Consider the following 12,816-nt stretch of genomic DNA (forward strand, 5'->3'; position numbering starts at 1 on the left):
GAGATCGGCGATGTCGGTGAGCACCAGCTTCGACCTGCTTCTGCGCGGCGGCCGCGTCATCGATCCCGCCTCCGGCCTCGATGGCGTGAAGGACGTCGCCATCCGCGACGGCAAGATCGCCGCGGTGCAATCGGATATCCTGCCGAGCAGCGCGCGGGAAATCGTCGACGTGAGCGGCATGATCGTGCTACCGGGACTGATCGACACCCACGCCCATGTCTATCAGTATGTCACCGGCCGTTTCGGCATGAATGCCGACATGGTCGGCGTGCAGTCCGGCGTCACCACGCTGGTCGACCAGGGCGGCCCCTCCTGCATGACCCTTCCCGGCTTTCGTCACTTCATTGCCGAGAAATCGTCATCGCGCACCTACGCCTTCCTCTCGGCCTATCTCGTCGGTGGACTGGAAGGACATTATTATCCGAACCTCTACCGGCCCGACTGCGTCGATATCGACGCCACCGTGAAGGCCGCGACCGCGAACCGCGACCTCGTCCGCGGCATCAAAGCCCATGCCGAGATCGGCGGCTTCGCGCGTTGGGGCATCCGCGTCATCGAGATGGCGGCGGAGATCGGGCGCCGCGCCGATCTCCCGGTCTATGTACATTTCGGACAATTGTGGGGCCTGCCGGAGAGCGGCACCAACGGCGAGGATGTCGACACTATCCTGGAGCGCGTGATCCCGCTGCTGCGTTCCGGCGACATTCTGGCGCATCCCTTCACGCGGCACCCGGGCGGCTTCGTCAATCGAGAGGGCGAGGTGCATCCGGTGATCCAGGCTGCACTCGACCGCGGGCTGCGCGTCGATGTCGGCCACGGCAGCCACTTCTCCTACCGCCTCGCGCGCAAGGCGATTGCCTCCGGGATCGTGCCGACCACGCTTGGTGCCGACATTCACGGCTACAACACCCATGTGCCGGCGCCGGTCGGCACACCCGAAGAGCACGCCGACGACGAGAACCATCCTTTCGCGGGTCAGGCGAAATTCAGCCTGGTGCAGGCGATGAGTTCGATGATGGCGCTCGGCCTCACCTTGGAGCAGGTGGTCCCGATGGTGACTTCGAATCCGGCCGAGATGCTCGGTCTTTCCGATCGGATTGGTGCGCTCAAGCCCGGCATGGATGCCGATGTGAGCGTGCTCACCGAGAAGCCGGGCCGCCATGTCCTGCGCGACAATGAGAAGACCGAAGTGGTCGCCGACCGGCTGTTGCAGCCGGTGTTCTGCCTGCGCGCCGGCGTCCGCCACGATGCTGTCGCGCCGATCCTTCCGCAGGCCGTGGCGGCCTGACCGCTTCATGCGGGCTCAAGCAGGGGCGAGCGCGAATGTCTGACGTCGAATGCGTTTCCGCTTCGGGCGTGACCGCTGGCGGCGGTCAGGGCGTCGGTGCGCGATTGCCGCGCAAGGAGGACGACCGCTTCCTGCGCGGGCGCGGCCAGTATGTGGCCGATATCCGCATTGCCGGGCTGAAGGACGTCGCGTTCGTTCGCAGTCCGCTGGCGCATGCGCGCATCAAGGCCATTCACGTGCCGGAGCGGTTTTCCGATGTCGTGTTCACGGCAGCCGATCTCACCGGCGTCGCACCGATCCGCGCCGTGTCCGGGCTGCCGGGATTCAAGATCTCGGAACAGCCGGTGCTCGCGACCGGAAAAGTTCGGCATGTTGGTGAGCTCGTCGCCATGTGCGTGGCGCCGACAAGGGCGGAAGCTGAAGATATCGCGGCCTGCGTCGGGCTCGAGCTCGAACCGCTGCCCGCCGTGCACGACATGTGCAAGGCGCGCGAGGCCGGAACCGCACTGGTTCACGAGCATTGGGGCGACAATGTCTTCCTCGAAACCCTGTTCGAGGTCGACATCGCCCCTGCGCTCGACGCCCCCATCAAGATGACGCGTGAAATATCGACGGCACGGCAATGCATGTCCCCGCTCGAGGGACGCGGCGTGGTCGCAAGCTTCGATCACCGCCTCGACCAGCTCACGCTCTACACCAGCGCGCAGATGCCGCATATCGTGCGCAACGGCCTGTCGGATTGTCTCGGCATCGAGCAAGGACGCATCCGCATCGTTTCACCCGATATCGGTGGCGGATTCGGGCACAAGGGAATCCTGCTGCCCGAGGAAGTATGCCTGGCATGGCTTGCGATGCAACAGGGCCTTGCCGTCCGCTGGATCGAGGATCGACGCGAGCACTTGACCGCCAGCGCCAACTGCCGCGAACACCACTACAACATCACCGTCTATGCCGACCGCGACGGCACCTTGCGCGGCATCGATTGCGAGGCGATCGTCGATTCCGGGGCCTATTCCTCCTATCCCTTCTCGGCCTGTCTCGAAGCTGCGCAAGTCGCGAGTATCCTGCCCGGGCCTTATCGCATGCCTGCCTATCGCTGCCGGACATATTCGGTCGCAACCAACAAGTGCCCGATCCTGCCTTATCGCGGTGTGGCCCGAACCGGGGTCTGCTTCGCGCTGGAGTTGATGCTCGACGCGGTGGCAAGAGAAGCAGGGCTCGAGCCCGCGGAAGTGCGGCTGCGTAATCTGGTCCGGCCCGAGCAAATGCCGTTCGACAACATCACCAGGAAGCACTTCGACAGCGGCGATTATCCCCAAGCCATCAGGCGCGCCGTTGCGACGATCGACGTCGCCTCGTGGCGCGAGCGCCAGCGTCTCAAGGAGGTCGACGGGCGGCTGATCGGCCTGGGTCTTTCGGTCTATTGCGAGCAGGCCGCGCACGGCACCTCCGTCTATGCCGGTTGGGGCATTCCGATGGTGCCGGGCCATGAACAGGCCACCGCGCGCATGACGCCGGATGGCGGGCTGGAGATCCGGGTCGGCCTGCATTCGCACGGCCAGGGCCTCGAGACCACTCTGGCGCAGGTCGCGCACGAAATTCTCGGTATCGACACCGCCAAGGTGCGGGTGATCCACGGCGACACCGCACTGACCCCCTATTCGACCGGGACGTGGGGCTCGCGCGCGATGGTGATGGCAGGCGGCGCGGTCGGAACGGCCTGCGCGGAAATCGCCGAGCGTGCGAAGCACATCGGCGCCAAGCTCCTGCAGCTTGATCCCGCCTCAGTCTCGCTGCGCAACGGCCGCGTGTGCGGACCGAACAGCAGCATCGCGCTTTCCGAGATCGCGCATACCTGGTACCGGCGGCCGCAAGACTTGCCGCCCGATGTCGATCCTGCAGGCCTGGAGTCCACCAGCGGCTACAAGCCGCGCCGCGACAGCGGCACGTTCAGCTATGCCGTGCATGCCGTCGCCGTTGCGGTAGACCCCGATCTCGGCGAAGTCGAGTTGCTCGACTACGTCATCGTCGAGGACGGCGGCGTGCTGGTCAATCCGATGATCGTCGACGGCCAGATCTTTGGCGGCCTCGCACAAGGCATCGGCACTGCGCTCTACGAGGAAATGCCGTTCGACGGTGCAGGCCAGCCGCTTGCGACAACGCTTGCGGATTACCTGCTCCCTGGGCCGACGGAAGTCCCGGCGCCGCGGCTCGATCACATGGAGACCCCCTCGCCTTACACCATGTTCGGCGTCAAGGGCATCGGTGAAGGCGGCGCCATCGCGCCGCCGGCTGCGATCGCCAACGCCGTCAACGATGCGTTGCGGCCGCTCGGCGTCGAGCTTCTGCACTCGCCGATCTCGCCGCGGCGGATCGTGGAAGCCGTTCTCGCGGCACGCGAGGCGGAAAGACCGGCCGCATGAAGGCAGCTCCCTTTGCCTACGAACGTCCTGCCGACCTGAGGGCAGCAATCGCGCTCATGGCGGAGGCAGGCGAATCGACGAAAATCATGGCGGGCGGCCAGTCGCTCGGCCCGATGCTGAACCTCCGCCTTGTCCAGCCCGAGTTGATCATCGACATCTCGGGGCTTGCCGAGTTGAAACAGGCGGAGCGCCGCGGCGACGAACTCGTGATCGGCGCCTGCGTGACCCACAGCGACATCGAGGACGGGCGCATCCCCGACGTCACGCGCGGCGCCATGCAGCGAGTGGCCAGCGCCATCGCCTACCGCGCCGTGCGCAACCGCGGCACGATCGGCGGCTCGCTCAGCCATGCCGATCCGGCCGCGGACTGGGTTTCGGCCCTTCCCGCTCTTGGCGCAAAGGTAACGCTGCGCAGCGCACACGGGGTCCGCGACCTTGCCGTCGAGGATTTCATCGCCGGCGCGCTGGAATCGGTGCTGCAGGCGGGCGAGATCGTCGAGGCCGTGCGCGTGCCTGTGATGCGCGCTTCGGCCCGCTGGGGTTACGTCAAGGCCTGCCGCAAGCCGGGCGAGTTTGCGCATGCGATTGCCGCCGTGATGATCGATCCGGAGCTGGGTAGTACGCGTGTAGTGATCGGCGCCATCGAGGCCGCACCGATCTTCCTTGTCGACGCAGCAGAGCTGTTCGGCGGCCGCATCACCCACAATTTCAGGCAACAGTTCGATGCCCACGCCGCAGATGCACTCCTGGCTCAGGCCGGGATGACGAGCCCTGCCGACCGCCACATCCATGTCACGGTGCTGCGCCGGGCGATCGACGAGGCGGCGGCGTGACGACAATCGACATCAACGTCAATGCGCGTACCGTGAAGGCATCCGTCGCACCGCGCACGCATCTCGCCGACTTCCTGCGTGACCATCTCGACCTCACCGGCACGCATCTCGGCTGCGAGCATGGTGTGTGCGGGGCCTGTACGCTGCTGATCGACGACATGCCGGCGCGGTCCTGCATCACCTTTGTAGCCGCCTGCGCCGGCGCGCACATCACCACAATCGAAGGCCTCGACAGGGATGAGATCGCAGCCGAACTTCGCGCTGCATTCACCCGCGAGCACGCTTTGCAATGCGGCTATTGTACGCCGGGGATGCTGATCTCGGCGCGCGATCTCGTGCTGCGCCTCGAAGCCGCCGACGACCACGCAATCCGCGTTGGCTTGAGCGGCAATCTCTGCCGCTGCACCGGCTATGTCGGGATCGTCCGCGCCGTGCACTCGGTCATTGAGGACAGACGCAAGCGCGGCATCCAGCCTGTGCCGGGCGCGGGCCGCGAGCAACTTGGACCTGTGGGATCCGGCAACGGAGCAGCCATTGGAGGTCCGGCGACGATCCGACCGGCGGCCGCTGTCGAGCCGAAAGAAGGCCCGAGCCGCAAGGTAGCAATTCCGGAGTCCGTGCCTGACAGGACTCTTGAAGAGAGTTTCACCATCGCCGCCCCGATCGGGGAAGTGTTTGCGATGTTCGGCGACGTCAAGCAGGTTGCAGCCTGCCTTCCCGGCGTTTCGCTGACCGGTACCCCGACGGCGGAGCATGTCGAGGGCCAGATTCGCGTCAAGCTCGGTCCGATTTCCGCGACCTTCCGCGGCGCCGCCAGGATCGCGCGCGATCCCGATACGATGTCGGGCCGGATCGTCGGAACCGGAGACGACCAGCGCAGCCGGTCCTCGACCTCAGGCGAAATCCGCTACCGCCTCGCGTCCATCGACGCCGGCGCCGCAACCCGCGTCGAACTATCGATCGGCTACAGCCTGCGAGGCATCCTGGCCCAGATCGCGCGCGACGGACTGGTACGGGACCTCGCGGCCCGCCTGACCGCGGACTTTGCTCGCAATCTGGAGCAACAGGTTTCAGGCACGACCAGACGCGAGACCGCGCAGCCAATCGACGGTCTTGCCTTCCTGCTCCACCAATTGTGGAGATTTGCAAAGGGGATCGGTCAGCGGACTTGGCATCGCTGACGATGATGGCATCGTAGCGCTCTGCGCCGGAGAACAGGCCTGCTCACAGACCCTGGCTTGGCGCTCGGATTGCGGCGGCAAGGAGATGTTTCATGACTGGGACGAACCACTCCAATCAAGCGCGTGACGACGAGCGCTTTCTCAGACATTCGTTCACGATCGCGCGCCGGGCGGTAAGCCATGGCAATCATCCGTTCGGGGCCGTTCTCGTCGATCGGAACGGCAGCGTCCTGCTCGAGACCGAGAACGGCTTCATGCCGTCGCGCAACGGCACGGCCCATGCCGAGCGACTGCTGGCGACCATGGCATGTACGACGCTGTCCGCGGAAGTGCTGGCGGCTGCCACGCTCTATTCATCCGCCGAGCCCTGCGCAATGTGCGCCGGCGCAATCTATTGGGCAGGCATCGGCCGCGTGGTCTACGGACTGGGCGAGCAGCGGCTGCGCGAACTGACCGGCAATCATCCCGACAATCCGACGCTCGACCTGCCGTGTCGCAACGTGTTCGACAGCGGTCAACGCAAGACCGAGGTTGTCGGCCCGTTGCTTGAAGACGAAGCCGCGATCGTGCACGAGGGCGCCTGGACCCGATAGTCGCGCAGCGGCTCCGGCGGCCAGAATTCCCCCGTGCAGGAACGTGAAAGTGGCGCCGCGGTGTGTCGCGGCGCCACAGGGGATCCACCGATGGAACGGGTCAGGTGGATCAGAACTTCACGGAGATACCGGAATAGAGCGATTCCTCGGTGCAGGAATTATTGCTGACGCCCGGCGCGACATTACAGACAACGCTCTTGGCGTGGTCGAGGCCGAACTTGTTCTGCCAATAGCGATAGGCGACCCAGACGTCCACGAAGTGCGAGTACTTCGGTCCCCAGAACGCCTTGCTCGCGTCGAAGGTCAAACGGATCGGCTCGGAGTTGAGCTCCACCGCGGTGCTGATGTTGGTGACCGGATTGAACGCCATCGGTTCGTTCTCGGTGCCCTTCTTGCCGTACCAGCCGGCGCGGCCACTGATCGAGAAATACTGCATGTTCTCGGGCAGGAAGCCGAGATCCATGTAGTAGTTCACTTCGACGGCCCAGGTCGGCTTGAATTTGGTATTGCCGTCGCTGAGGCAGGTCACGCCAGGCACACCTGGCCCGAACAGACCGCACTGGTCGAACGCGTTGTGATTGGCGAACTCGTAATACATCAACGGCGCCACGTTGATGTAACCCTTGTAGGGAAGGTTGAATTCGAACTGGAGACCGGCGACGACGTCACGCTTGGCGGGCGCGAGGAAGTTGTTCTCCGTGTTGGCGTCCATGCCGACTTCGAACGAGATATTGTTCAGCGGTCCCATGCTGAACGCCTTCGTGTTGAAGATCTGGTTCCAGCCGAAGGTGGATCGGAACAGGCCATAAATTTCGGTGGCGCCGGCGCAGGTTGCTGGAGCTCCGGTGATGGTCACACCGACATTCGAACACGGCGATGCCGGGTCGTTGTGGTCCGACTTGTACATCGAGATCGTGAAGAAGTTCTGGCCGTAGGCCCAGATGTCGAAGTGCGTGAACGAATAGACCTGCTTGGCGGTCTTTCCATCGATGCTGCCGTCGGGACGGACGGAAAATACGCCCGGATCGGTGCCGGAGAAAATGTAGGAGTAGGTCACTCGATTGTCGACGACCAAGAAAAAGGGCAGGTCGGCGGCCGGCTTGGGCGCCTTGACCGGCAGATCAGCGGCGCTCGCGAGATTGGCGGCCGGTACCAACCCCAATGACAAGACAGCGGCCGACAAGGTTCGGCGAATGTTGAACATCGTGAAAGACCCCCAGAGTGAAGCGCAAGGAGTTCGTTGCTTCCGCAACAGCGTTGCGCAGCTTCGGGGCGAACGGGAAGCCTGAAGTTTTTCCACGTGCTGACGCGCGTTTGATCAACAGCCTCCGCGAGATCGGCCGAGCCCGACCGGTTTTGTCAGCGTCGATCGTTGCGAAATTCGGTTTCGATGAAATTCAGAAATTTTCGAATTATGCCCATCATTGCTCGATTTCCGCGACATTTCCGCGCACCGCGGAGGGCGCTGCCTGGCGTGCGTAAAATCCGCAGGAATCGCGCAATTGCGCCCTGCTCAACTTCGCGTCATCGCTGACTACCCCCCGTTCGAATTGGAATCGACAGTTGCAGTTCTGCAACAACGCATACCGCACTGAATGGTGGCCCGAACGACCAACGCCCCCGCAAATCTACGGAAAAGGCTCAATCGTGCCGAAGGCTTAAGCAAGCAATGGCGCTTTTTCCCTACTTACGCGTGCGCCAAAACTGGCCCACTATTGCTGCCTGCTCTCCTCACGTATGCGACATCCCGGGATGCTAGACACGACATCTGCCGCGCAGCACACAGGTGCAACGCCGCTTCTGCAGACGGTCGGCCTGACCAAGCGCTACGGTACGTTTCTCGCCAACGACAAGATCGATCTCGAAATCCGGCCACAGCAGATCCATGCACTGCTCGGCGAGAACGGCGCCGGAAAATCGACGCTGGTCAAAGCGATCTACGGCCTGATCCAGCCGAGCGAGGGCGAGATTCGCTGGCAGGGCCGGACCATCGTGCTGTCGGGTCCTTCGGATGCACGCGCACACGGCATCGGCATGGTGTTCCAGCATTTCTCGCTGTTCGACAACCTGACGGTCGCAGAGAATGTCGCGCTCGGCCTCGACGGCAAGGAGGCCTTCAGGGACATCTCGGCGCGGCTCGAGCAGGTGTCCCGCACCTACGGGCTTCCACTCGATCCGAAGCGAGAAGTCTGGCAGCTCTCGGTCGGAGAGCGGCAGCGTATCGAGATCGTGCGCGCACTGATGCAGAATCCGCAGTTCCTGATCCTCGACGAGCCGACCGCCGTGCTGACGCCGCAGGAGGCCGACCAGCTTTTCACCGTGCTGGACCGGCTCAAGGCCGAAGGTCGAGCGATTCTCTACATCAGCCACAAGCTCGAAGAGGTGAAGCGGCTCTGCGACACCGCAACGATCCTGCGCGGCGGGCGGAAGGTTGAGACCTGCAACCCGAAGGCCGAGACGGCGGCATCGCTCGCACGCATGATGGTCGGCGGCGAGATCAAGGAGGTGAAGGCGGCAGCGAGCCGGCAGATCACCGTGCCCCGCCTGCTGGTCAACGATCTCAGCCTCGCGCCCGACGATCCGCATGGTGTGCGGCTCGAGCACATCTCGTTCGAGCTCCGCGGTGGCGAAATACTGGGTATCGCCGGTGTAGCCGGTAACGGACAGGACGAACTGTTCGCAGCCCTCTCAGGCGAACGGCTGGCGAAAGACCCGGGCACCATCGTGATCGACGGACACGCGGCGGGACATCTGTCGATCACCAAGCGCCGCCGGCTGGGAGCCGCCTTCATCCCGGAGGAAAGGCTCGGCCACGGTACGGCACCGCGCATGCGGCTCTCGGAAAACGCCCTCCTCACCGGCCATGCCATCGGCAACATGGTGCTTCATGGCTTCGTGAACACCGCAGCTACCCTGAAGACCGTCGACCGGACCACCGAGACCTTCGACGTGCGCAAGGCCAAGCGCGACCCGGAAGCGGCGAGCCTGTCGGGCGGCAACCTGCAGAAATTTATCGTCGGCCGCGAAATCCTCCGCGATCCCGTCGTGCTCATCGTCAACCAGCCGACCTGGGGCGTCGACGCGGGTGCGGCCGCCGTGATCCGGCAGGCCCTGCTCGACCTTGCCGCGGGCGGCGCCGCGGTGCTGGTGACGAGCCAGGACCTCGATGAACTCGCCGAAATCACCGACCGCATCGCCGTGATGTTCCATGGCCGCTTGTCGGTCCCCGTGCCAACCCGCGAGGCCAGCCGCGAGACGCTTGGCCTGCTGATGGGCGGCAGCAGCATTGAAGCGGCGGAGACAGCTCATGCAACTCGTGCTTGAGAAGCGCGCCGAGCGCTCGACCACGATCGCGCTGGTCTCACCGCTGATCGCGATCGGGCTGACGATCGTCACCCTGTGCATCGTGTTCATGGTGCTCGGCAAGAATCCGATTGCCGCGCTCGCCGTCTACTTCATCGATCCGCTCACCGACGGCTACTCGCTGCAGGAAATCGCGGTCAAGGCGACGCCGCTGGTCATGATCGCGATCGGCCTGTCGTTGTGCTATCTCGCCAACGCCTGGAATATCGGCGCCGAGGGCCAATTCCTGATCGGCGCGGTCGCCGGAAGCTGGCTCGCGGTGAAGACCCAGGGCACCGACGCCGGCCACTGGGTGTTGCCGGCGATGCTGGTGCTCGGTGCGGTCGCAGGCGCGCTCTACGCGCTGATTCCGGCGATCTGCAAGGTGCGGTTCGGCGCCAGCGAGATCCTGACCTCGCTGATGCTGGTCTATGTCGCCGACCTCCTGCTGGACTATCTCGTGCGCGGTCCCTGGCGCGACCCGCAGGGCTTCAACTTCCCGACCACGGCCGAGTTCGATCCGGTGGCGACCGTGCCGACCCTGATCGAAGGCGGCCGGCTGCATCTTGGCTCGATCATCGCACTGCTCGTGGTGGCCGCCGGCGCGGTGCTGCTCGGCAGGACCATCAAGGGCTTCGAGATCCGGGTCGTCGGCGCCGCGCCGCGGGCTGCGCGGTTCGGCGGGTTCAACGCCAACCAGCTGGTGCTGCTGACCTTTGCAATCTCCGGCGCGCTGGCCGGGGTCGCCGGCATCATCGAGGTGGCCGGCCCGGTCGGCCATCTGCAGCCAGGCATTTCGCCGGGCTATGGCTTCACGGCGATCATCGTCGCCTTTCTCGGGCGGCTGAACCCAATTGGAATATTAATTGCAGGATTATTCCTCGCATTGACCTTTATCGGCGGCGAGCAGGCCCAGATCGCGATGAAAATCCCGTTGGACGTCACCAAGGTGTTCCAGGGCATCCTGCTGTTCTACGTGCTCGCCTGCGATTCCCTGATCCTCTACCGCTTTCGGCTTATTTCCACTTCGCCAAAGGTGCAAAGTGGGGCTCATTGAGGCCATCATCCTGTCGGTGCTGGCGGCCTCCACGCCGCTGCTGCTCGCCGCTACCGGCGAGCTCGTGACCGAGCGCTCGGGTGTGCTCAACCTCGGCGTCGAAGGCATGATGATCGTCGGTGCCGCCTGCGGCTTCGGCGGCGCCTGGCTCTCCGGTTCGATCATCGTCGGCGCACTCTGCGGCATGGTTGCCGGCATCCTGATGTCGCTGATCTTTGCGCTGATGGCGCTCGGGCTCGCGGTCAATCAGGTCGCGACCGGCCTCGCGCTGACCATCCTCGGGATCGGGCTGTCCGGCCTGATCGGCGCGGGCTTCGTCGGCGAACGCATCACGCCTGCACCGCACCTCTACATTCCGGGCCTCAGCGATATTCCGTTGGCTGGGCGCATCCTGTTCGGGGAGGACGGATTTATCTATCTTTCGATCGCCCTGGTGGTCGGCGTCTGGTGGTTCCTGTATCGGACGCGTGCCGGGCTGATCTTGCGCGCCTGCGGCGACAACCACATCTCCGCCCATGCGCTCGGCTATCCGGTTCTGCGGATCCGGCTCTACGCGGTGATGTTCGGAGGTGCCTGCGCCGGGCTTGCCGGAGCCTATCTGCCGCTCGCCTACACCCCTTTCTTCATTCCCGGCATGACCGCAGGACGCGGGTGGATCGCGCTTGCGCTGACCGTTTTCGCGAGTTGGCGGCCGACCCGGCTGGTCGTCGGAGCCTACCTGTTTGGCGCCGTTACTATTCTTCAGCTCCACGCACAGGGCGCCGGCATCGGAATTCCCTCACAGTTCATGTCGTCGCTGCCCTATCTCGCGACAATTATCGTTCTGGTTCTGCTCTCTCGCGCGCGCACCGGCGGCTCGACGGCGCCCGCCGCGCTCGGAACCGTATTCGTGCCGGACCGCTAGCTTGAAGTCGGTGCGTGCCGCGATGGGGCGCTCACGTTCCGAACTATGGTTTCCCCGTTTGGAGATTGAGATGAAGAGAACGTTATTTGCAGCGGCCGCAGCGGTTCTCCTGGCCGGATGCATCAATAGCGGCGCCTGGGCCGCCGACAAGTTGAAGGTCGGCTTTATCTATCTCGGACCGGTCGGCGACCTCGGCTGGACCTATCAGCACGAACAGGCTCGGCAAGCCCTTGTGAAGGAACTCGGCGACAAGATCGAAACGACGTTCCTCGAGAACGTGCCGGAAGGACCGGATGCCGAACGCGCGATCGAGCAACTCGTGCGCGCCGGTAACAAGCTGATCTTCACCACCTCGTTCGGCTATATGGATCCGACACTGAAGGTCGCGAAGAAATATCCCAACGTGCATTTCGAGCATTGTTCGGGATACAAGCGTGACAAGAACATGTCGACCTATTCGGCGCGCTGGTACCAGGGCCGCTACATCCAGGGTCAGATCGCGGCCAAGATGTCGAAGGCCGGCGTGCTCGGCTACATCGGCTCCTTCCCAATTCCGGAGGTCGTGTCGGGCATCAACGCGACGATGCTGGGCGCCCAGACCATCAACCCGAACATCAAGGTCAAGATCATCTGGGTGAACTCCTGGTTCGATCCCGGCAAGGAAGCCGATGCGGCCAAGGCGCTGCTCGACCAGGGCGCCGATATCATCATGCAGCACACCGACAGCCCGGCCGCAATGCAGGTGTCGGGCGAACGCGGCAAGCTCGCGTTCGGCCAGGATTCCGAAATGATCAAGTTTGGTCCCAAGGCGCAGCTCACCTCGATCCTCGACACCTGGGCGCCGTACTACATCGAGCGCGTCAAGGCCGAGCTCGCCGGCACCTGGAAGTCCGAAGACACCTGGGGCGGCCTCGAAAGCAAGATGTTCGAGATGGCTCCCTACACCAACATGCCTGACGACGTGAAGAAGATGGCGGAGGACACCCAGGCCGCCATCACGGCCGGCAAGCTGCATCCATTCAAATGTCCCGTCGTCGCGCAGGACGGCAAGGACGTCGAATGCAAGGGCGGCGATCATCTCGAGGATACCCAGATCCTCGGCATGAACTTCTACATCAAGGGGATCGACGACAAGATTCCCGGGAAGTAGGTCTGAGAAGGCTTCGGCTCGGGCAATTCCGCCCGAGCCTCCCGC

Annotated in this window: 11 protein-coding genes; 10 read left to right on the forward strand and 1 reads right to left on the reverse strand. The window is 64.1% G+C overall.

Features of this window, described 5'->3' with window-relative positions:
- Positions 1-10: 10 nt before the first annotated feature.
- The 5 genes from XH93_RS38370 (at position 11) to XH93_RS38390 (ending at position 6,318) form a co-directional block, all read left to right on the forward strand.
- A complete protein-coding gene (locus XH93_RS38370) occupies positions 11-1,288 on the forward strand; it encodes an amidohydrolase/deacetylase family metallohydrolase (protein WP_194471423.1) in 1,278 nt (425 codons plus the stop codon).
- Between the two features lie 35 nt (positions 1,289-1,323).
- The gene (locus XH93_RS38375; protein WP_194471424.1) at positions 1,324-3,711 is read left to right on the forward strand and encodes a xanthine dehydrogenase family protein molybdopterin-binding subunit; all 2,388 of its coding nucleotides are present in this window, start codon (positions 1,324-1,326) and stop codon (positions 3,709-3,711) included.
- Positions 3,708-4,544, forward strand: a complete 837-nt coding sequence (locus tag XH93_RS38380) for a xanthine dehydrogenase family protein subunit M (protein ID WP_194471425.1) — start codon at positions 3,708-3,710, stop codon at positions 4,542-4,544. Before XH93_RS38375 ends, XH93_RS38380 begins: the two co-directional genes overlap by 4 nt.
- Entirely contained in the window at positions 4,541-5,725 is a 1,185-nt protein-coding gene (locus XH93_RS38385; protein ID WP_194471426.1) for a 2Fe-2S iron-sulfur cluster-binding protein, read from the forward strand. The genes XH93_RS38380 and XH93_RS38385 overlap by 4 nt, the downstream gene beginning before the upstream one ends.
- 92 nt (positions 5,726-5,817) lie before the next feature.
- Positions 5,818-6,318, forward strand: coding sequence for a nucleoside deaminase (locus XH93_RS38390; RefSeq protein ID WP_194471427.1), 501 nt, complete (start codon positions 5,818-5,820; stop codon positions 6,316-6,318).
- Positions 6,319-6,427: 109 nt separating this feature from the next.
- Here XH93_RS38390 and XH93_RS38395 read toward each other — a convergent pair whose 3' ends face one another.
- Positions 6,428-7,522, reverse strand: coding sequence for a hypothetical protein (locus XH93_RS38395; protein WP_194471428.1), 1,095 nt, complete (start codon positions 7,520-7,522; stop codon positions 6,428-6,430).
- Positions 7,523-7,539: 17 nt separating this feature from the next.
- On the opposite strand from XH93_RS38395, the gene XH93_RS38400 reads away from it, so the two are divergent.
- From XH93_RS38400 to XH93_RS38420, 5 genes are all read left to right on the forward strand, one after another.
- Positions 7,540-7,800: a hypothetical protein gene (locus XH93_RS38400; protein ID WP_139486676.1), complete on the forward strand. Its 261-nt coding sequence runs from the start codon at positions 7,540-7,542 to the stop codon at positions 7,798-7,800.
- Between the two features lie 270 nt (positions 7,801-8,070).
- Positions 8,071-9,642, forward strand: coding sequence for an ABC transporter ATP-binding protein (locus tag XH93_RS38405; protein WP_194471429.1), 1,572 nt, complete (start codon positions 8,071-8,073; stop codon positions 9,640-9,642).
- Positions 9,626-10,717 (forward strand): ABC transporter permease, encoded by a 1,092-nt coding sequence (locus XH93_RS38410; RefSeq protein ID WP_194471430.1) that lies wholly within the window; start codon positions 9,626-9,628, stop codon positions 10,715-10,717. The genes XH93_RS38405 and XH93_RS38410 overlap by 17 nt, the downstream gene beginning before the upstream one ends.
- Positions 10,704-11,621: an ABC transporter permease gene (locus tag XH93_RS38415; protein ID WP_194471431.1), complete on the forward strand. Its 918-nt coding sequence runs from the start codon at positions 10,704-10,706 to the stop codon at positions 11,619-11,621. The genes XH93_RS38410 and XH93_RS38415 overlap by 14 nt, the downstream gene beginning before the upstream one ends.
- A 70-nt stretch (positions 11,622-11,691) precedes the next feature.
- Positions 11,692-12,771: a BMP family ABC transporter substrate-binding protein gene (locus XH93_RS38420; protein ID WP_139486680.1), complete on the forward strand. Its 1,080-nt coding sequence runs from the start codon at positions 11,692-11,694 to the stop codon at positions 12,769-12,771.
- Positions 12,772-12,816 lie beyond the last annotated feature (45 nt).

The sequence above is a fragment of the Bradyrhizobium sp. CCBAU 51753 genome, assembly GCF_015291565.1.
Classification (GTDB): domain Bacteria; phylum Pseudomonadota; class Alphaproteobacteria; order Rhizobiales; family Xanthobacteraceae; genus Bradyrhizobium; species Bradyrhizobium ivorense.